The 19,738-nt window shown below is 71.8% G+C and carries 20 protein-coding genes and 1 pseudogene; 13 read left to right on the top strand and 8 right to left on the bottom strand.

Going from position 1 to position 19,738, the window contains the following annotated elements:
- Positions 1-66: 66 nt before the first annotated feature.
- Together AB0F52_RS23975 and AB0F52_RS23970 are read right to left on the bottom strand one after the other, a co-directional pair.
- Entirely contained in the window at positions 67-963 is an 897-nt protein-coding gene (locus tag AB0F52_RS23975) for an NADP-dependent oxidoreductase (protein ID WP_360174922.1), read from the bottom strand.
- A 23-nt stretch (positions 964-986) separates the two neighbouring features.
- The gene (locus AB0F52_RS23970) at positions 987-1,559 is read right to left on the bottom strand and encodes a nucleotidyltransferase family protein (protein ID WP_360174919.1); all 573 of its coding nucleotides are present in this window, start codon (positions 1,557-1,559) and stop codon (positions 987-989) included.
- Between the two features lie 23 nt (positions 1,560-1,582).
- Between AB0F52_RS23970 and AB0F52_RS23965 the strand changes: the two genes are divergently transcribed.
- Complete coding sequence (locus tag AB0F52_RS23965; RefSeq protein WP_360174916.1) at positions 1,583-2,029, top strand: GNAT family N-acetyltransferase; 447 nt, start codon at positions 1,583-1,585, stop codon at positions 2,027-2,029.
- A 397-nt stretch (positions 2,030-2,426) separates the two neighbouring features.
- Here the strand turns inward: AB0F52_RS23965 and lpdA are convergent, their stop codons facing one another.
- The 4 genes and pseudogenes from lpdA to AB0F52_RS23945 all read right to left on the bottom strand — a co-directional run bounded on the left by lpdA (position 2,427) and on the right by AB0F52_RS23945 (position 5,466).
- The gene (lpdA, locus tag AB0F52_RS23960) at positions 2,427-3,818 is read right to left on the bottom strand and encodes a dihydrolipoyl dehydrogenase (protein WP_360174913.1); all 1,392 of its coding nucleotides are present in this window, start codon (positions 3,816-3,818) and stop codon (positions 2,427-2,429) included.
- A 150-nt stretch (positions 3,819-3,968) separates the two neighbouring features.
- A pseudogene (locus tag AB0F52_RS23955) lies at positions 3,969-4,189 on the bottom strand (alpha/beta hydrolase); the annotation flags it as partial.
- A 32-nt stretch (positions 4,190-4,221) separates the two neighbouring features.
- Entirely contained in the window at positions 4,222-4,992 is a 771-nt protein-coding gene (locus AB0F52_RS23950) for a lysophospholipid acyltransferase family protein (RefSeq protein WP_360174910.1), read from the bottom strand.
- A gap of 69 nt (positions 4,993-5,061) precedes the next feature.
- Positions 5,062-5,466 (bottom strand): nitroreductase family deazaflavin-dependent oxidoreductase, encoded by a 405-nt coding sequence (locus tag AB0F52_RS23945; RefSeq protein WP_360174907.1) that lies wholly within the window; start codon positions 5,464-5,466, stop codon positions 5,062-5,064.
- Between the two features lie 216 nt (positions 5,467-5,682).
- Here AB0F52_RS23945 and AB0F52_RS23940 point away from each other — a divergent pair, with 216 nt between their 5' ends.
- The 6 genes from AB0F52_RS23940 (at position 5,683) to AB0F52_RS23915 (ending at position 11,672) form a co-directional block, all read left to right on the top strand.
- Positions 5,683-6,723, top strand: a complete 1,041-nt coding sequence (locus tag AB0F52_RS23940; RefSeq protein WP_360174904.1) for a LacI family DNA-binding transcriptional regulator — start codon at positions 5,683-5,685, stop codon at positions 6,721-6,723.
- Between the two features lie 81 nt (positions 6,724-6,804).
- Positions 6,805-7,947, top strand: coding sequence for a dihydrodipicolinate synthase family protein (locus AB0F52_RS23935; protein WP_360174901.1), 1,143 nt, complete (start codon positions 6,805-6,807; stop codon positions 7,945-7,947).
- Positions 7,947-8,759: a sugar phosphate isomerase/epimerase family protein gene (locus AB0F52_RS23930; protein WP_360174898.1), complete on the top strand. Its 813-nt coding sequence runs from the start codon at positions 7,947-7,949 to the stop codon at positions 8,757-8,759. The genes AB0F52_RS23935 and AB0F52_RS23930 overlap by 1 nt, the downstream gene beginning before the upstream one ends.
- Positions 8,760-8,960: 201 nt before the next feature.
- A complete protein-coding gene (locus AB0F52_RS23925; protein ID WP_360174895.1) occupies positions 8,961-9,623 on the top strand; it encodes an IclR family transcriptional regulator in 663 nt (220 codons plus the stop codon).
- A 46-nt stretch (positions 9,624-9,669) separates the two neighbouring features.
- Complete coding sequence (locus tag AB0F52_RS23920) at positions 9,670-10,380, top strand: response regulator transcription factor (RefSeq protein WP_360174892.1); 711 nt, start codon at positions 9,670-9,672, stop codon at positions 10,378-10,380.
- Positions 10,381-10,382: 2 nt separating this feature from the next.
- Positions 10,383-11,672 carry a HAMP domain-containing sensor histidine kinase gene (locus AB0F52_RS23915; RefSeq protein ID WP_360174889.1) on the top strand — a complete coding sequence of 430 codons (1,290 nt, stop codon included), beginning with the start codon at positions 10,383-10,385 and terminating at the stop codon, positions 11,670-11,672.
- 153 nt (positions 11,673-11,825) lie between these two features.
- Here AB0F52_RS23915 and AB0F52_RS23910 read toward each other — a convergent pair whose 3' ends face one another.
- Positions 11,826-12,659, bottom strand: a complete 834-nt coding sequence (locus AB0F52_RS23910) for a MarR family transcriptional regulator (RefSeq protein ID WP_360174886.1) — start codon at positions 12,657-12,659, stop codon at positions 11,826-11,828.
- A 211-nt stretch (positions 12,660-12,870) separates the two neighbouring features.
- Here AB0F52_RS23910 and AB0F52_RS23905 point away from each other — a divergent pair, with 211 nt between their 5' ends.
- The 4 genes from AB0F52_RS23905 (at position 12,871) to AB0F52_RS23890 (ending at position 17,446) form a co-directional block, all read left to right on the top strand.
- On the top strand, positions 12,871-14,262 hold the full coding sequence (locus tag AB0F52_RS23905; RefSeq protein WP_360174883.1) for an amino acid permease: 1,392 nt from the start codon (positions 12,871-12,873) through the stop codon (positions 14,260-14,262).
- On the top strand, positions 14,259-15,002 hold the full coding sequence (locus AB0F52_RS23900; RefSeq protein ID WP_360174880.1) for a carbon-nitrogen hydrolase family protein: 744 nt from the start codon (positions 14,259-14,261) through the stop codon (positions 15,000-15,002). The genes AB0F52_RS23905 and AB0F52_RS23900 overlap by 4 nt, the downstream gene beginning before the upstream one ends.
- Positions 14,999-16,690, top strand: a complete 1,692-nt coding sequence (locus tag AB0F52_RS23895; RefSeq protein WP_360174877.1) for an NAD(P)/FAD-dependent oxidoreductase — start codon at positions 14,999-15,001, stop codon at positions 16,688-16,690. Before AB0F52_RS23900 ends, AB0F52_RS23895 begins: the two co-directional genes overlap by 4 nt.
- Before the next feature lie 90 nt (positions 16,691-16,780).
- Positions 16,781-17,446: a TetR/AcrR family transcriptional regulator gene (locus tag AB0F52_RS23890; protein WP_360174874.1), complete on the top strand. Its 666-nt coding sequence runs from the start codon at positions 16,781-16,783 to the stop codon at positions 17,444-17,446.
- A 108-nt stretch (positions 17,447-17,554) separates the two neighbouring features.
- Here the strand turns inward: AB0F52_RS23890 and AB0F52_RS23885 are convergent, their stop codons facing one another.
- Positions 17,555-18,286, bottom strand: a complete 732-nt coding sequence (locus AB0F52_RS23885; protein WP_360174871.1) for a TetR family transcriptional regulator — start codon at positions 18,284-18,286, stop codon at positions 17,555-17,557.
- 67 nt (positions 18,287-18,353) lie between these two features.
- On the opposite strand from AB0F52_RS23885, the gene AB0F52_RS23880 reads away from it, so the two are divergent.
- Together AB0F52_RS23880 and AB0F52_RS23875 are read left to right on the top strand one after the other, a co-directional pair.
- Positions 18,354-19,220 carry an alpha/beta hydrolase gene (locus tag AB0F52_RS23880; protein ID WP_360174868.1) on the top strand — a complete coding sequence of 289 codons (867 nt, stop codon included), beginning with the start codon at positions 18,354-18,356 and terminating at the stop codon, positions 19,218-19,220.
- An 80-nt stretch (positions 19,221-19,300) separates the two neighbouring features.
- Complete coding sequence (locus tag AB0F52_RS23875; RefSeq protein WP_360174865.1) at positions 19,301-19,720, top strand: hypothetical protein; 420 nt, start codon at positions 19,301-19,303, stop codon at positions 19,718-19,720.
- The last annotated feature ends 18 nt before the right edge of the window (positions 19,721-19,738 follow it).

The raw sequence follows: 19,738 nt of genomic DNA, 5'->3' as shown, positions 1-19,738 counted from the left end.
TTCCAGCGACCAAAGTCGGGAAGGCCCTCCCGTCCACATCCTGGAACGTTCCGGAGTGCGGGTCGCTCAGAAAAACGTGAGAACTATTTTTCCGCGGCCGTGCCCGGTTTCGATTTCCCGATGTGCGGCCGCGGCCTCGGCGTACGGGTAGGTCCGGCGCACGAGGAACCGCAAGTCGCCCTTGGCGTAGAGCGCCGCCAGCTCGGCGAGCCGCGCGGCGGAGTGCCCGGACTTCGCGACGAGCACGCCGAGTCCGGCGGCCCGGCCGTGCTCGACGAGGGTGAGGATCCGATCCCGCGCCTTCACCAGTTCGAGTGAGACGTCGAGCGCTTCTCCGCCGGCCCCGTCGAGCACGACGTCGATGCCCTGCGGCGCGGCGGCCACAATGCGGTCCTTCACCCCTTCGCCGTAGACGACGGGAGTCGCACCCAGCTCGCGCAGGTAGTCCTGGTTGACCGCGCTCGCGGTGCCGACCACCCGCGCGCCCCGCAGTTTCGCGAGCTGCACGGCGGCGGTGCCGACCGCCCCGGCGGCCCCGTGGACGAGCAGCGTCTCCCCTTCGCGCGGGTTCAGCATTTCCAGCGCGATGGAGGCGGTCTGCATCCCGGCGGTGAACCCGCCGGCGACCTCCCACGGCATTTCCGGCGGCTTCGGCGTGACGTCGGTGACGGGCACGACGACGTACTCGGCGGCGGCCCGCACGGCGGTGAAGCCGAGAACTTCGGTACCGGCCTCGAGTTCGCCCTCGTCGACGACGCCGGCGAACTCGTTCCCGGGCACACGCGGCCAGGAGAGCGCCAGCCCGGGCGGTTCCCACCCGCCCCGCACGGCGGCATCGTAGGGCTGCACCCCGGCGGCCTTGACCCGAACGCGAACCTCCCCCGGCCCGGCGTGCGGCTCCGGCAGGTCGAGGACGCGGAGCACTTCGGGACCGCCGGATTCGGTGAACGCCACAGCTTTCATGAGCGTCAGTCTGATACTTCGAGTTACCTCGAGGTCAAGACGGTCAGTTCCGGCCACCCGGCCGACCACCGGGCGGCTTTCCGTTCGTAGACCGCCCGCGGCGCGAGCACCGGGTTCGGCCGGACGACCATGGCGAAGAGGTCGTCGAGCCCGTGCGGTGCGTGGAAGTGCCACGAGCCATCGCGCGCGAGCCGCACCCCGACGCACGAGCAGACGGCCGGAAAGGCGTCGATCGCCGCCTCGGTGCTCGCGAAGGGCGGGCAGGGCGTGCCGAACTTCGCTTCGTACCAGAGGTGCACGCGGGCTTCGTTGCGCACTTCGACGTCGGCCGGAAGGTCTTCGCACGCGGCGGCGACCGACCGGATGACGCGGTCCTCCGCTTCCCAGCTCAGGTCCGCGGCGTCGTGGTAGAACAGGTCGTAGTCCTGGATGCCGTGCGTCGCTTCCCGGCCGGTCAGGACGTTCCAGACGGTCTGCGCGACACACCCGGCGGTGAGGTACCAGCCCGGCAGGTCGAACCCGCGCGCCCGCCGCAGCAGTTCGACGAGGGTTTCGTTGCGGGACAGGACGTTCCGCAGCCGGTCGAGGTCCGTCATCCCGTCATCGTAGGCTGGCGGGCATGGGCCAGATCGAGATCGTCCGCGCCACGCCGGGCCAGGCCGGCACCCTGACCGCGCTGATGCACGCTTCTTCCGCCTACCAAGGCGACTACGCGTCCATCCTGGACGGGTACGCGGTCACGCCCGAGTACGTCGAGGCCCACCCGACCTTCACCGCCACGAGGGACGGCGAAATCTTGGGCTTCTACACGCTCTTGGCAGCCGAACTCGACCTGCTCTTCGTCGCCGACCGGGCGCAGGGGCTCGGCATCGGCGCCCGCTTGATCGAGCACATGCTCGCCGAGGCCCGCGAGCGCGGGCTGGACAGCGTGCGCGTGGTGTCGCACCCGCCCGCCTTGCCGTTCTACGTCCGGATGGGCGCGCGGCGCACCGGCACGATCCCGGCGAACCCGCCGAAGGTGCGCTGGGACCGGCCGGAACTCCGCTTCGACGTCCCTACGTGTTGATCACACGTTCGCGCACTGACCTGCACGGATGGGCTCGACCTCACGTCCCGCCGTTCGCTCAGCGCAGGCGACGCGCGATCCGATTGAACGAAACCAGCCCGTCCTCAAGTGCAAGAGCGCAGTCGTACTGCCATCTCTCGTCTTGGAGATTTCGCCACTGCCTTCAGTGCATCGTATGCGGCGTTGCCGATCACCCCGCCGAGGTACAAGATCACCGTGAAAACAGCGGCCGAGGCTCCCCACTCATGCGCATGCTCATCGTCAGGCATCGACGCAAACCGAACGGAAACCTGGACTCGGTCCGCATGGCTTCTGCTGCGAGATTCGGCAGGAAGGTCCGGGCAGCGCCGGGGAACTGTCCTGACCCGCGAACTCGCCGGCCAGGACAGCCCGGGGTTCACATGTTGATCATGTGGCCGGCGAGGCCGTGGACCGCTTCCTTCACCGCTTCGCCCAGCGTCGGGTGGGCGTGGACGTTCCGCGCCACCTCGTGCACCGTCAGGTCCCACTGCTGGGCCAGCGTCAGCTCCGGCAGCAGCTCCGTCACGTCCGGGCCGATCAGGTGCCCGCCGATCAGTTCGCCGTGCTTCGCGTCGCTGATCAGCTTCACGAAGCCGCCCGGGTCGCCCAGGCCCTGGGCCTTGCCGTTGGCCGTGAAGGGGAACTTCGCCACCTGGACGTCGAAGCCCTTCTCGCGGGCTTGCTCCTCCGTCCAGCCGAAGCTGGCGATCTGGGGCTGGCAGTACGTCGCGCGCGGGATCATCGGGAAGTCGAGTTCCATCGTCTCCGCGCCCGCGATCGTCTCCGCCGCCACCACGCCCATCGACTCCGACGCGTGCGCCAGCATCAGCTTCGCCGTCACGTCGCCGATCGCGAAGATGTGCTCGACGTTCGTGCGGCCGCGGCCGTCCACGGCGATCGCGCCGCGGTCGGTCAGGGCGACCCCCGTCTTGTCCAGGCCGTAGCCCTCCACCCGTGGCTGGAAGCCGATCGCCTGCATGACCTTGTCGGCCTCGAGGACCTGCTCGCCGTTCTTCTCCGAGGACACCGTCACCCGCACGGACGAGCCCGAGTCGTCGATCGACTCGACGCGGGTCGACGTCAGCACCTTGATGCCGAGCTTGCGGTACCGGCGCGCCAGCTCCGCCGACACCTCGGCGTCCTCCAGCGGCACCATCCGGTCGAGGAACTCGACGATCGTGACGTCGACGCCGTAGTTGTGCAGCACGTAGGCGAACTCGACGCCGATCGCGCCCGCGCCGGCGATCACGATGCTCGAGGGCAGCTCGCTCGACAGGATCTGCTCTTCGTACGTCACCACGCGCTCGCTGCGCGAAGTCCCCGGCAGCAGCCGCGTGGTCGCGCCGGTCGCGATGATGCAGTGGCCGAACGTGAGCCGCTCGCCGTTCACCTCGAGGGTGTGGTCGTCGAGGAAGGTGCCGTGCCCGTCGAACTCGGTGATCTTGTTCTTCTTCATCAGGAAGTGCACGCCCTTGACGCGCCCGTCGGCGACCTTCCGGCTCCGCTCGTACGCGGCCGTGTAGTCGACCCTGATCGGGCTGTCGGAGGAGATGCCGAACGCCTTCGCCTCCTGCGTCACCACGTGCGCCAGCTCGGCGTTGCGCAGCAGCGCCTTCGACGGGATGCACCCCACGTTCAGGCAGACGCCACCCCAGTACTTCTCCTCGACCACCGCGGCGCTCAGCCCCAGCTGGGACGCGCGGATCGCCGCGACGTAGCCGCCCACTCCGGCCCCCAGCACGACGACATCAAAGTGTTGTGCACTCATACCTCGAAACTACCCTTCGGGGCGTCTCCGGGCGGGGTGACCCGGGCCTCAGGCGGCGACCAGCTCACGCAGCGCCGCGACCACCTCCTCCGGCCGCGCGGTCGGCCGCGTCGTGCGCCACGTCCGCCGTCGCGCTCGCCCGGTAGTCCGCGCACCCCGGTCGTGCCCGGCCGGCGCGAACCGTTCGTGCCCCAGCGCGACGACCTCCGCGGCCATCCGCCCCTTGGAGCAGTCACCCGGCGGCTTGTCGCTGCCGCCAGGCGAGGTGGGTCTGCGGAAACCCGTGCAGCAGTACCACCGCCGCCGTGCGCGACGCCGAGGCGCACGTCCCCGACGGGGATCCGCTCGAAGGAGAACCCGGAAATCGTCATGCCGGCAGGTTCTCACCCACCACCGACAGTTTTCAGGCGGCGACCGACGGCTGCTCGCCCCGGATCGACGCCAGCAGCTCGGTGATCGCGGCCATGATCCGGGCCGTGGCCTCCTCCAGCACCGCTCGCGTCAGCTCGCGGCCGATGAGGTCCGAGAGGTCGACCGGCGGCCCCGCGACCAGCTCGACGGTCTTGCGCGGCAGCCCCCGCGGGACCTTCGCCGTCGACGGCAGCAGGTGGTGGGTCCCCCAGTTGGCCACCGGGATCACCGGGGCCCCGGTCTCCAGCGCCGCCCGCACCACCCCGGTCTTGCCGCGCATCGGCCAGCCGTCCGGGTCGTTCGAGAAGGTGCCTTCGGGGAAGATCGCGACGCACTCGCCCGCCCGGACGGACGCCACCAGGTCGCGGTAGGCCTCCGCGGCCGTCGCCGCGCCGCGGTAGACCGGGATGTGCCGTCCGGAGCGCATCACGCGGCCGACCACCGGCAGCTTCCACAGCGACGCCTTCGCCAGGTAACGCGGCACGCGGCCGGAGGCGAGGCAGAACGCGGTGAGCGTCGTCGGGTCGGCGAACGACAGGTGGTTCGACGCCACGAGCACCCCGCCGGACTTGGGGATGTGGTGCGAACCCCGGACGCGGAACCGGGTGGTCTGGACGAGGAACTGCCAGACCACCTCGATCGCGAAGCTGTACCAGGCGCCACGGCCGGCGCGGGCGAAGCGCCGGCCGTAGGCGATCATCTGGCGTCGGGTGAGCAGCTCACCCTCGAGGTCCAGCGCGGTCCAGCGGTCCATGGGTGTCATTCGTAGCCCACGACCGGCCGGATCGGCCCACGCCCGCGCCGAACGCGGCGCAGATCACAGTGAAGAACTTCAGACCCGCTCGAGCACCACGACCGGGATCTCACGGTCCGTCTTCTTGGCGTACTCGTTGTAGTCCGGCCAGACGGCGGCGAGCTTTTCCCACAGCTTCGCGCGCTCCTCACCCTCGGCCGTGCGGGCGCGGGCCGTGAACTTGTCCGCCTTGACCTGGACGCCGACCTCGGGGTGCTCGACGAGGTTGAAGTACCAGCCGGGGTGGTTCGGCGCGCCGCCCTTGGAGGCCACGATCACCGGGTTGCCGTCGACTTCCTGGTAGATGAGGGCGAACTTGCGCTCCTGCCCGGTCTTGCGGCCCGTGGTGGTCAAGACCAGTGTCGGGACGCCTTCCTTCCACTCGTGGCCGACCTCGCCGTCGGTCTCCTCGTAGCGGCGGACGTGCTCGTCACCGAACAGCATGCGTGGTTCCTTTCGCGTCGATCGGCAGTGGCGGGCTCACCACTTGAAGGTTCTCCTTGTTTCCAACACACGCGACACGCGCGATCTTCCCGTGAGTTTCACTCGTTCGGGTGAGGTCCCCCGAGCAGCGGCTTCTCGGGACACACCCCCCTCCCAGTAGATTGCACCGACCGAGCACGCGGAGACACTCGAGACCGACCCTTGGAGGAGCCAGCCATGAAGGCCCGGCCGCACGTGACACTGGAAGACGTGGCACGCAGCGCGAACGTCTCGCTCGCGACGGCGTCGCGGGTGCTCAACGGCACCGCGTCCGTCCGCGCCGACCTGCGGGAGCGGGTGTCCGCCGCCGCGGCCGAGCTGGCCTACGCCCCCAACGCGCACGCCCAGGCCTTGGCCGGCGGCACCCACCGGACGGTCGGCGTGATCTGCCACGACGTCAGCGACCCGTACTTCGCGGCCATCGCGGGCGGGGTGATGCGGGTGGCCACCGACAACGGGCTGCTCGTCATGCTCGCCGGCACGTTCCGCGACCCGGACCGCGAGGTCGCCTACGTCTCGACGCTGCGCGCGCAGCGGGCCGCGGCGATCCTGCTCATCGGCTCGGCGTTCGAGGACCGGGCGTGGGAACGCGCGATGGCCGCCGAGCTGGAGCCCTACCGCCGCGGCGGCGGCCAGGTCGCGGCGGTCAGCCGGCACCGCGGGCTCAAGATCGACACCGTGCAGCCGGACAACAAGGGCGGCGCCGCGGCACTGGCGAAGGAACTGGTCGGTCTCGGCCACAAGCGGTTCGCCGTGCTGGCCGGGCCGCGGCGGCTGAGCACCGTGATCGACCGGCTGGCCGGCTTCTCCGGCGAGCTCGCCGCGCACGGCATCGAACTGCGCGAAGACGACGTCGTCGAGGCCGCGTTCAGCCGCGACGGCGGCTACGAGGCGACGAAGCGGCTGCTCGCCGGCCGCAAGCGCAAGCTGCCGACCTGCCTGTTCGCCGTCACCGACGTGATGGCGATCGGCGCGCTGACGGCGTTGCGCGAGGAAGGCCTGTCCGTGCCCGGCGACATCTCGGTGGCCGGCTTCGACGACATCCCGGTGGTCCGCGACCTGGCCCCGGCGCTGACCACGGTCCGGCTGTCGCTGGAAGAGCTCGGCGAACGCGCGATGGACATGGCGATCAAGGGCTCCGCGGGCACCCGGCCGCGGACGGTCCGGCTGTCCGGCGAAGTCGTCCTGCGCGAAAGCACCGGACGCCCGAAGCGCTGACCCCACCGGGCCTTGTCGCGGCGCGGCACAGGCCCTACCGTGGGTTGAGAAAGCGCTTTCTGACCCTTCCGGAGGTCCTCGATGCTCGTGCTCCCGGCCCCCGGCGGCGAGCTGCTGAACTGGTCGCCGTCCGGGCCACGGCCCCCCGCGCCCCCGCCGACGCCACAGTCGCCGCCGGCGTCTCGCATCGTCTACGCCGCGGCGCACGTCGTCGCGGACGCGCTGGCCGACGAGCCCTACGCCGTGGACTGGGACACGACGCTGGCCTTCCGCGAGCACCTCTGGTCGTGCGGGCTGGGCGTCGCGGAGGCGATGGACACCGCGCAGCGCGGGATGGGCCTCGACTGGGCGACGACGCAGGAGCTGGTGTCCCGCACCGGCGCGGTCGCGGCCGGGCGGCGCTGGTGCGCCGGGGTCGGCACCGACCAGCTGCCGCCGGGACCGGCCACCGTGTCGTCCATTGTGGACGCCTGGCGCGAGCAGCTCGGCCTGGTCTCCGGCGCGGGCGCGATCCCGGTCGTGATGGCCAGTCGCGCGCTGGCCGCCGCCGCCAAGAGCCCGGACGACTACCACGCGGCGTACGGGAAGCTCCTGTCCGAGGCGGGCGGGCCGGTTCTGCTGCACTGGCTGGGCGAGCAGTTCGACCCGGCGCTGGCCGGCTACTGGGGCCACGACGATGTCCGCGCCGCCGCCCGCGAGCTGGCGTCGCTCTGCGCCGAGCACGCCGCCACGATCGCCGGGGTGAAGGTCTCGGTGCTCGACGCCGAGGTCGAGATCGAGTTCCGCCGGGCCCTCCCGGACGGCGTCGCCTGCTACACCGGCGACGACTTCAACTACCCCGAGCTGATCGCCGGCGACGCGGAAGGCCACAGCGAAGCCCTGCTGGGCATCTTCGACCCGATCGCCCCGGTCGCCGCGGCGGGGCTGCGTCGTCTCGACGACGGCGACCAAGCCGGGTTCCGCGCCCTGCTCGACCCCACCGTGCCGCTGGCCAGGGAGGTCTTCCGCGCGCCGACCCGGCACTACAAGACCGGCGTGGTGTTCCTGGCCCACCTCAACGGCCACCAGGACCACTTCCGGATGATCGCCGGCCAGGAATCCGCGCGCACGATCACCCACCTGGCGACGTTGCTGCGGCTCGCCGACGAGGCCGGCGTGCTGGCCGACCCCGAGCTGGCCGAGGCCCGGATGCGGCCGCTGCTGCAGGTCGCGGGAGTGGTGTGATGGACCCCCGGCTGAGCCTCAACCAGATCACCACGAAGTCCTGGTCGCTGCCCGAGGCGGTGGCGGGCTGCGCCGAGGCGGGCGTCGGCTGGATCGGGCTGTGGCGCGACAAGGTCGCCGAAACCGGCGTCGACGAAGCCGCGCGGCTGCTCAAGGAGCACGGGGTGCGGGTTTCGTCGTTGTGCCGCGGCGGGTTCTTCACCGGCGTGACGCCCGAGGGGTCCCCTGTGGACGGTGTGACGCAGACCCGGGAGGCGATCGACGAAGCCGCCGCGCTCGGCGCCGACGTGCTCGTGCTGGTCGTGGGCGGGATCGCGGGCAACGACCTCGCCGCGTCCCGGCAGCGGGTCGCCGACGCGGTGGGCTCGCTGGCGCCCTACGCCGGGGAGCGCGGGGTCCGGCTGGGCCTGGAGCCGCTGCACCCGATGCAGTGCGCGGAGCGATCGGTGCTGTCCACTGTGGACCAGGCGCTGGCGATCGCGCTCGAGCACCCCGTCGATCAGGTCGGGGTGATCGTGGACGAGTTCCACGTCTGGTGGGACCCGCGGATCGAGGAGTCGATCGCCGCGGCCGCCGGCCGGATCGCCGGGTTCCACGTGTGCGACATCCTGGTGCCGCTCCCGGACCCGCTGCTGGGCCGCGCCCTGCCCGGCAACGGCCCGATCGACCACCGCCACCTGCGCGCGGCGGTGGAGGCCGCGGGCTACACCGGGCCGATCGAGGTCGAGGTGTTCAACGCTGACCTGTGGGCCCGGCCGGGTGGGGACGTGCTCGCCGCGACCATTGCGGCGTTCGAGCGACATGTGGCCTGAACCGGCCCAGCCGGCTCCTGCCGCACCGCCGCCGTCAGCCGGGTGGACCGCGCGCGGGAACGCCGTGAATGACTCATTCATGACGTCCGACGTCAGGAATGAGTCATTCAATGCACCGACGGTTGCGGCGTTCGAGCGACATGTGACCTGAACCGGTCCGCCTGGCGGTACGCTGGGTCCACCAGGCGGACGGGGTCGCTCATGAAGGCAGAAGAAGACGGATCGGTCCGCAGCGTGCTCCGCGCGTTCGACCTGCTCGCCCTCTTCACCGAACACCGCCGGACCTGGGCGGTCAAGGACCTCACGACGGCCAGCGGCCTGGCGAAGACGACCGTGCTGCGGCTGGTCGCCACCTGCGAACAGCGCGGCCTGCTCTGGACGCGGCCGGACGGGCGGATCACCGTCGGGCCCGGGATGCTGCGGTGGGCGCAGCTGGCGAACACGGCGTGGCAGCTGCCCGAGCCGGTCCGCCAGGTGCTGCGGGAGCTGGCCCGGGAATGCCGGGAGACGGTGAACCTCTACGTGCGCAGCACCGCCGTGCTCGTCTGCGTGGCCCAGCAGGAGGGGCCGCTGGCCATCCGGCACGTCGGCCGCGTCGGCGACGAGCTGCCGCTCGGCTTCGGGGCCGCCGGGCGCGTTCTCGACGGTGCCGAGGGCGCCGCGGTCAGTCACGGCGAGCCGGAGCCGGGCGCCTCCAGCGTCGCCGCGCCGGTGCACGACGGCGACGGGCGGCTGCTGGCGGCTCTCGCGATCACCGGGCCCAGCAGCCGGTTCGGGCCCGGCGAAGTCGCCGCGTTCACCGAGGCCCTCGCCGCCGCTTCGGTGCGGATATCGCAGATCGGCCTCGCGACGCGGGCGGAATAGGCCACAGCCGTCCGGAATCCGCGGTGCGGTTGGTTAGGCTTCCGGCATGCCGAACCTGCTGGTGGTGGAAGACGACGCGGCGATCGGCAGCGTGCTCGAATCGACCCTGCGACTGCACGGTCACCAGGTGTGCTGGCGCCGCGACGGGCGGACCGCCCTGCAAGCCGCCGAACCCGGCGATTTCGACCTCGTGCTGCTCGACCTCGGGCTGCCCGACCTGGACGGCGTCGAGGTCTGCCGCCGCCTGCGGGCCGCGCTGCCCGCCGCGGTGCTGGTCATCCTCACCGCGCGACAGGAGGAAATGGACGTCGTCGTCGGGCTCGACGCCGGCGCCGACGACTACCTCACCAAGCCGATCCGGCTGGGCGAACTGCTCGCCCGGGTGCGAGCGCACCTGCGGCGCGGCGCACCGGCCGGGGCGCGGCCTCCGGTGACCATCGCCGGGCTGACCGTCGACATCGCCGGCCGCCGCGCCATCCTCGGCGGGCGTGAAGTGGCGCTGCGGGCCAAGGAGTTCGACCTGCTGGCCCGGCTCGCCGAGCAGCCCGGCGTCGCGGTCAGCCGGGAGACGCTGATGTCCGAGGTCTGGGACGCGCACTGGTACGGCTCGACGAAGACGCTGGACGTGCACATCGCGGCGGTGCGCCGCAAGCTCTCGGCGGCCGCCGGGCCCGACGACCAGGTGCCGCGGATCGCCACCCTGCGCGGGCACGGCTACCGGCTGGAAGACCCGGCGCGCACCGCCGCCGAAGGGTAGCCGTGCGCCGCCGGATCATTTCGCTCACGGTGCTGGCCGCCCTGGTCTCGACCGTGCTGTTCGCGCTGCCGCTGGGCATAGCCGCGACGCGGTACTACCACGACGACACCACCACCGAGCTGGAACGGGCCGCGGACACGGTCGCGCTCTCGGTGTCCCATGCGCTGGACGCCGGGCTGCCGCCCGAGGTGCCCCCGCACGGCGACGGGGACGGGGACGACGCCGACACCGAGGTGGGGGTCTACAGCCCGGACGGGCGGCTGATCGCCGGGCACGGCCCGGCCGCCGCCGGCCCGATCGAGCAGCAGGCGGCGAGCGCCACGATGGACGTCGTCACCGGAAGCGAAGGCGACGATCTGGTGCTGGCCGTGCCGGTGCTCAGCGGGTCCAGGGTGACCGGGGTCGTCCGGTCCGCGATGCCGTCGTCCACGCTGACCGTGCGGATCGCGCTCACCTGGCACGCCATGGCCCTGCTGGCGGCGGGGGCGATCGGAGCGAGCTGGCTGCTGGCCCGGCGGTTCACGAAGCGGCTCGTCCGGCCCCTGGAGGAGCTGGCCGCCGCGGCCGGGCGGCTCGGCGACGGCGACTTCACCGTCCGGTCGCCGCGGGCGGGCATCCCCGAGATCGACCAGGTCGGCGAGACACTGGACGCGACCGCGACCCGGATCGGCGAAACGCTGGAACGCGAGCGCGCGTTCTCCGCGGAGGCGTCACACCAGCTGCGCACCCCGCTGACCGGGCTGCGCCTGCAGCTCGAAGCCGCGCTGGAGACCCCGGCCGCCGACCCGTACGCGGCGATCCGCGCCGGCATCGCCTCGGCCGACCGGCTGGAACGCACCATCGAAGACCTCCTGGCGCTGGGCCGGGAACGCCGGGGCCAGCGCGCCGAGCTGAACCTCGGCCGGCTCCTCGACGAGCTCCGGCAGACGGGCGAAGCCCTGCTCGGGCCGCAGGGACGGAGTCTGCGGATCCTCCGCGAGGACCCGCCGCCGACGCACGCGTCGGCCGCGGCGGTCCGGCAGGTGCTCGGCGTGCTGCTGGACAACGCGGCGACGCACGGGCGCGGCACGGTCACGGTGCTGGCCCGCGACGTCGGGGACGCGCTCGCCATCGACGTCGCCGACGAAGGCCCGGCCCTCGGCGAGACGGACCCGTTCGCGACGACGCCCACCGGCCACGGCATCGGCCTGCGCCTGGCCCGCGGCCTCGCCGAAGCCGAAGGCGGCCGGCTCCGGCTGAGCCGCCCGGACCCGCCCACGTTCACCCTCCTCCTGCCCGCCGCCCCGGCGTGACCGGAGAGGCATCACCCGTGATTGGACAGGCATCACCCGTGTCTGGAGGGGCATCACGTGTGATTGGAGGGGCATCGGCGTGATGCCCCTCCAATCACGCGAGATGCCCGGCGAATCACGCGTGATGCCTACCGGAGCACGGGTGATGCTTGGTTACATCGGGAAGGTCTTGCGGAAGGTGGCCGAGATCGGTTCGAGGTCGGCCACGAGCTGGGCGAGTTCGGCGGGGGTCAGGGCGTTGTAGGGGGCTTCGGCGAGCCGGTCGGTCAGGGCTTCGACGCGCTCCTTCGTGGCCCGGCCGGCCTCGGTGAGCCAGCCGTCGGTGCCGACGAGGCCCCGGGCGCGCATGCCGTCGATGACCGCGGTCAGCTGCGCGGCGGGGAGGTGCCAGACCCGGCCGAAGTCCTTCGCGGGCAGGTCGACGGACAGGGCGTGGAGCACGTGGGCCTCCGTCCCGCCGATGCCCTCGGCCACCAGCGCGACGGTGTGGCCGTCGCCGCGGTGCTCGCGCAGCAGGGTCGCCGCGTGCCAGAGCCGGGCCACCGGCTCCTGCGGTACCGGGAGCGCGCGCAAGGCGGCGTACAGGGGGCGGCCCTCGACCGGTGCGCTGGTCGCCGCCTTCAGCAGGAGGTCGCCGGCGCGGGCGACGCCGGGGTCGTCGGCGAGGGCGCCGAGAATCCGCCGCATTCCCGCGACGCAGCCCCGCTCGCGGGCGGACAGCGCCGCCTCGGGCGTGGTCAGGTCCCAGACACGCGGGAGGTGCCGGGCCACCTCGCCGGGAGCGAAGTTGTAGAAGATCGCGTGGACGACCTCGGCCGGCACTCCACGCCCGAGCGGCGCGGCCCGGCCGGCGAAGTAGGCGTCCCACACGTTGCGCAGGCCGAGCGCCAGCAGGGCCTCGTCCGACTCGTCGGCGAAGTAGGGCACCAGGCCGATCGGCTCGACCAGGTCGTACATGCGGCGCGCGACGAGCTCGGACATCTTCATCCCCTGTGGTTCGTGGCGGCGCTCTCGTGGCGGCCGCTCACCCCCTCCACGAACGGCTCACGCGGGATCCGACACCCAAGCTCGACCGAATTTTCCGGTGGAACGAATCGCCATGATCCGACGCCGCTGTGCAATGAATCACCTGTGATTCATCTGTACGTGCAACGTTCTCGTGTTTTCCGCTCCGGAAACGACCGTTACCGTCGTCGGCATGACTTTGCGAGCCGCGACGGTGCGGCGGAAACCGGTCGCCGACCTGGTCGCCGAAGGTGATCATGGCACGTTGAAGCGGTCGCTCGGCCTCGGGCAGCTCACCATGCTCAGCATCGGGGCGACGCTGGGCAGCGGCATCTTCGTCGTGCTCGGCGAAGCCGTCCCGGTGGCCGGCCCGGCGGTGGTGCTCTCCTTCGTGCTCGCCGGCGTCACGGCGATGTTCTCGGCGCTGTCCTACGCCGAACTGGCCGGGATGATCCCGCTGTCCGGCTCGTCGTACTCCTACACCTACGCCACGCTCGGCGAGCTCGTCGCCTGGGTCTGCGGGTGGTGCCTGGTGCTCGAATACGGCGTCTCGGTCGCCTCCGTCGCCGTCGGCTGGGGCCAGTACCTCAACGAACTGCTGCGGTTGGCCTTCGGCTTCGCGATCCCGGACGCGCTGAGCCAGCCTCCGGGCTCGGGCGGGGTCGTCAACGTGCCCGCCATCCTCGTCGTCGTCCTCGCGATGCTCCTGCTGCTGTCGGGCGCGAAGGAGAGCGCGCGGGCCAACGCGGTCATGGTCGTGGTCAAGATCGGCACGCTGGTGCTGTTCTGCGCGATCGCCTTCAGCGCGGTGCAGGCGAAGAACTTCACGCCGTTCCTGCCGCTCGGGCTGGCCGGGCTCAGCGCCGGCGGCGCCAAGCTGTTCTTCTCCTACATCGGCTTCGACGCGGCCTCGACCGCCGGCGAGGAGGCGAAGAACCCGCAACGCGACCTCCCGCGCGCGATCCTGCTCTCCCTCGGGATCGTCACCGTGCTGTACTGCCTGGTCGCCGTGGCCGCCGTCGGCGCCCTGCCGTGGCAGCAGTTCGACGGCCAGGAGGCCGCGCTCTCGCACGTGCTCGACGTCGTCTCGGACAACCCGTTCTGGGCCGGGCTGCTGGCCGTCGGCGCGATCGTGGCGATCTCCAGCGTCGTGCTGACCGTCCTCTACGGACAGACGCGCATCCTGTTCGCGATGTCCCGCGACGGCCTGGTCCCGCCCGCCTTGTCCAAAGTGGACGCGAAGACCGGCTCGCCGCGGATCAACACCCTGGTCGTCTCGGCCTTCGTCGCGGTCCTGGCCGCCTTCATCCCGCTCGGCAAGCTGGCCGACGCCACCAGCATCGGGACGCTGTTCGCGTTCGGGCTGGTCAACGTGGCCGTCCTGCTGCTCCGCAAGCGTCAGCCCGACCGGCCGCGCTCGTTCCGCGTCCCGCTCTCGCCGGTGACGCCGGTCCTGGGCGTGCTCTGCTGCGCGTACATGATGCTCAGCCTCGACGGCGCCACCTGGCTGGTCTTCGGCGCCTGGATGGTCCTGGGCCTGCTCATCTACTTCGGCTACGGGATCCGGAAGTCGAGGCTGGCATGAGGGTCGCCATCCACCAGGGCCCGCTCGGCGACCTGCCGCGGATCGACGCCGACCTCGTCGTCACCGCGGAGATGATCACGACGGGCTACCACATCGGCGCGCGCACGCACGAGCTCGCCGAACCCGCCGACGGGCCCACGGCGGCCCGGATGTCCGCACTGGCACGGCAGACGGGCACCGCGCTGGCGTACGGCTACCCGGAAACCGACGGCGAGCACGTCTACAACAGCGTCCAGCTCATCGACGCGACCGGCCGCCGGCTCGCGAACTACCGCAAGACGCACCTCTTCGGCGACCTCGACAAAGCGTGGTTCACCCCCGGCGACGAAGCCGTGGTGCAGGCCGAGCTCGGCGGCGTCCGGGTCGGGCTGCTCATCTGCTACGACGTCGAATTCCCGGAGCTGGTCCGCGCGCACGCGCTCGCCGGCACCGAGCTCCTGGTCGTGCCGACCGCGCTGATGAGTCCCTACGAGATCGTCGCGGACACGCTCGTGCCCGCGCGCGCCTACGAAAGCCAGCTGTTCGTCGCCTACGCGAACCGCTGCGACACCGAGCGGGAGCTGACCTACTGCGGGCGGTCCTGCGTCGTCGCCCCGACCGGCGAGGTGCTCGCCCGCGCCGGCGCCGGGCCCGGCGTGATCGCCGCCGACGTCACGCGGGAGGCACTGGCCGCGTCCCGCCTGGAGAACACCCACCTGGCCGACCGACGGCCCGAACTGTACCGGGGAACCACCGCATGACCTCCGCCGTCCCGACCGCGATCCACCACGACGAACCGGCGGGCCGCCCGATCACGATGTTCGGGCCGGACTTCCCGTTCGCCTACGACGACCACCTCGCCCACCCCGCCGGCCTCGGCTCGCTGCCCGCCGAGCGTCACGGCACCGAGGTGGCGGTGATCGGCGGCGGCCTCTCCGGCATCGTCACCGCGTACGAGCTGATGAAGCTGGGCCTGCGGCCGGTGGTGTACGAAGTCGCCGAGCTCGGCGGCCGGCTGCGGACCGTGCGGTTCCCCGGCTGCCCGGACGACGTCGTCGCCGAAATGGGCGCGATGCGCTTCCCGCCCGCGTCGACCGCGCTGTTCCACTACATCGACAAGGTCGGGCTCGAGACCACGCCGTTCCCGAACCCGCTGGCGCCGGGGACGCCGAGCACCGTCGTGGACCTGAAGGGGCAGAGCCACTACGCGCGCACGCCCGAGGATCTGCCCGCCGTCTTCCGCGAGGTCGCCACGGCGTGGGACCGGACTCTGGCCGAGCACGCGTCCTTCGCCGAGATGCAGACGGCGATCCGCGACCGCGACGCGAAGACGATCAAGCGGCTGTGGAACGACCTCGTCCCCCGGCTGGACAACCAGACGTTCTACGGGTTCCTCTGCGACTCCCCCGCGTTCGCCTCCTTCCGCCACCGCGAGATCTTCGGCCAGGTCGGCTTCGGCACCGGCGGCTGGGACACCGATTTCCCGAACTCCATCCTGGAGATCCTGCGCGTCGTCTACACCGGAGCCGACGACGAGCACCGCAGCATCGCCGGCGGCAGCAGGCAGCTCCCGCTGCGGTTGTGGGAGCACGCCCCGGAAGACATCGCTTTCTGGCCGGCCGGCACCAGCCTGAGCACGCTGCACGGCGGCCGGCCGCAACCCGGCGTCGCACGGCTGCACCGGACGGCGCCCGGCAACATCACCGTGACGGACACCGAAGGGCACATCCGGACGTTCCCGGCCGCGGTGTTCACCGCACAGAGCTGGATGCTGCTGTCGAACATCGAGTGCGACGAAGCGCTGTTCCCGATCGACCACTGGACGGCGATCGAGCGCACGCACTACATGGCGTCGTCGAAGGTGTTCGTGCCGGTCGACCGGCCGTTCTGGCTGGACCGCGACCCGGCGACCGGCCGCGACGCGATGAGCATGACGCTCACCGACCGGATGCCGCGCGGCACGTACCTGCTCGGCGACGACCCGGACGCGCCCGCGGTGATCTGCCTGTCCTACACGTGGGCCGACGACTCGCTGAAGTGGCTGCCGCTGTCGGTGGGCGAGCGCGTCGAAGTGATGCTCCAGTCGCTGCGTGAGATCTACCCCGGCGTCGACGTCCGCCGGCACATCATCGGCGACCCGGTGACCGTGTCCTGGGAGGCCGAACCGCACTTCATGGGCGCGTTCAAGGCGAACCTGCCCGGCCACTACCGCTACCAGCAGCGGCTGTTCACGCACTTCGTGCAGGACGAGCTGCCGCCGCGGTACCGGGGCCTGTTCCTGGCGGGCGACGACATCTCGTGGACGGCGGGCTGGGCCGAGGGCGCGGTGCAGACGGCGCTGAACGCGGTGTGGGGCGTGCTGCACCACTTCGGCGGGGTAACCGATCCGGCGAATCCGGGCCCGGGTGACGGCTTCGCGGACATCGCGCCGATCACGCTGCCGGACTGACCGTGCCCCGATCGTGTATTGGGGCGACGGCACTTCCGACATCGTGCCGACTACCCTGCCCGGCGCAACGGCCCGTGCGACGATGGGCGGATGAACACCGAGCCGGCGCCGAGATGGCGAAGACTGGAACCGGACGAACGGAAGGAACAGATCTACGCTTGTGCGGCGCGGCTGTTCGGTGAGCGTCCCTATTCCGCAGTGTCCACTTCGGACATAGCCGCCGCGGCGGGGGTGGCGCGGGGGCTGATCAACCACTACTTCGGCACGAAACGCGAGCTGTACCTGGAGATCATCCGCCGCGCGCTGACCGTGCCGCGGCTGGCCGTCGAGATCCTCCCCGACGGGCCGCTCGAACTGCGCGCCGACGTCGCCATCGAGTGGTTCCTCGACATGGTCACCAGCCAGGAGCGGATGTGGCTGGCCGCGATCGCGCCCGAGGGCATCGGCCGTGACCTCGAGGTGGAGCGCATCCTCGAAGAAGCCGACCGCGAATCCGCCGACCGCGTGCTGGAGGCCGTCGGGCTGTCGCGGGAGAGCGACCACGGGCCGGAGCTCAACGCGCTGGTGCGCGCGTTCGGCGGGATGGTGAAGGCGGCGGGCCGGGAGTGGCTCGTGCGCCGCTCGCTGACGCGGGCCCAGGTGCACCTGCTGCTCTCGAAGTCACTCGTGACCCTGGTCGGCGAAATCTTCCCGGCCATCCAGGCGGAGCCGCCGCGCAGCGAGCCCCCGGCGCCGCGGCAGGGCGATCCCGGGTAGACCGAAGCCCCCGGCGCCACGAGGGGGAGGAGGGCGCCAGGGGCTCCGGGTCAGTGGGCGAACCACCGACGCACGCCCACGGTACGCCGCGGCACTGTCAAGTCACTGTCAACCCGAAATGTTCGGATTGTGTAGTTCGTCCAGGCGGTGCGCGAGGCCGTCGAGGCATCGCCGGACCGCGTAGTCGTAGAGCTGTGCGTAATAGCCCGAGGCGAGGTCCGGGTCGCCCATCAGGTCGTGCATCGCCGCGCCCAGCTCGGCCATCCCGGGCAGGTCGGCCCGCTCGCGGTAGGTCGCGTACTCCTCGGTGTTGTCGATCCGCAGCGCGAGTGCGCCGTCGCGGTCGTCCTCCATCGCGACGAACTGGCACGCCGTCATCAGCAGCAGGTTGTAGGCCAGCACGCTTTCGCGGCCGAACCCGGCGGTCAGCAGCACGCCGACGCCCGCGTCGATGGTGCGCGTGGCCGCCTTGACGGACGGGCCGAACAGGGCCAGCCGCCGCGCGCAGCCCGGGTAGGTCCGCAGCACCGCGCGCAGGCCGGCCAGCAGCTCGGTGAACCACTCCTGCCACGGCAGCTGCTCGGCCGGCAGCTGCAGCAGCCCGACGACCCGGTCGACGACGGCGTTCACCACCGCGTCCCGGTCGCCGACGTGGTGGTAGATCACCGCCGGATAGGCCTCGACCGAGCGGGCGAGCTCCCGCAGCGTCCAGTTGTCGAGGCCGCGCTGGGCGGTGAGGGTGGTGGCGGCGCTGACGATGCAGTCGGCCGTCAGCGCCGGCAGTCCCGCCGCGGCCCGTGACCGTGGACGCTGTCCCGTACCCGAGGATGAGGTAGGCATGGGGCGTAACGGTAACCGCACCGCCCGGGCCGGTGCCAGCTCCGCGCGGGTACGGCAGGATCGGGGTATGGCACGCGCACAGGCCAACGGTCTCGAGCTCGAGTACGGCACTTTCGGCGATCCGGCGGCTCCGCCGCTGGTCCTGGTGATGGGCCTGGGTGCCCAGATGATCACCTGGGAGGACGGCTTCTGCGAATTGCTCGCCGGACGCGGGTTCTTCGTCGTGCGGTACGACAACCGGGACGTCGGGCTTTCCAGCTGGCTCGACCACCTGCCCCCGCCGGACCTGGCCGCGCTGGCCGCCGGCGATCTGTCGACTGCGCCGTACACGCTGTCGGACATGGCCGACGACGCGGTCGGGCTGTTCGACGCGCTCGGCATCGACCGGGCGCACGTGGTCGGGGCGTCGATGGGCGGGATGATCGTGCAGCAGCTGGCCATCGACCACCCGGACCGGCTGCTTTCGGTCACGTCGATCATGTCGACCACCGGCGACCGGGCGGTCGGGCAGGCCGAGCCGTGGGCGCTGGCGCTGCTGGGGCGGCCGCCGGCCACCACCCGCGAGCAGGCCATCGCCGACAGCGTCGAGGGCTACCGGCGGCTCGGCTCCCCCGGCTACCCGGACGACGAAGCGTTCCTGCTGGCCAAGGCGGCGTTGCACTACGACCGCGCCCGCCACCCGGTGGGCACGCTGCGCCACGCGGCGGCGGTCATGGCCTCCGGCGACCGCACCGCCGGGTTGCGTTCGGTACGGCTCCCGGCGTTGGTCGTCCACGGCGACGCCGACCCGCTGATCAACGTGAGCGGCGGCAAGGCGACGGCGGAGGCGATCCCGGGCGCGGAGCTGGTCGTGCTCCCGGGAATGGGGCACAACCTGCCGCGCGCGGTCTGGCCCGAGGTCGCCGACGCGATCGGCCGGGTGACGGGTAAATAGCGCGTAAAGATCCCGGAGCCGGGTGTAGGGAAAGTGTCCTGGGCCACGCTCGTCGTCGCCCCCGGGACTGGACTGGGCGGATGACAGAGGACTTCGGGTTCCCGTTCGGATGCGTGGCCGCGGTCGCCGCGGTGATCGTGGCGGACCTCGCCGGAGCGACGGGTCATCCCTGGTACGCGCTGGTCACCCTGGGCGCGGTCGTCCTGTCAGCCGCCTACCGCGGCTCTCCCGCGGCAGCGACGGGGGTAACGGTGGTCGCCTGGGCCCTCCACACGGGTTTCGTCCTCGGCCGCCTCGGCGAACTCACCTTCGACGCGCCGGCCCGCCTCGCCGCGCTCGTCTTCGCCTCAGCCCTGGTCACCGGTCTCCTCGCCCGCGCCGCCGTGTCGACCTCCCAATCACGCGAGTCGACCCTCCAGACACGCGTGTCGTCCGTTCAGGTACGCGAGTCGTCCGTCCGGGTACGCGAGTTCGCCGGCCGGGTACTGCGAGCCCCGTGATGGAAGGGTCGACTCGCG

The organism is Amycolatopsis sp. NPDC024027, assembly GCF_040638975.1.
Taxonomy (GTDB): Bacteria; Actinomycetota; Actinomycetes; order Mycobacteriales; family Pseudonocardiaceae; genus Amycolatopsis.
This window is presented reverse-complemented; position numbering and strand designations above follow the sequence as displayed.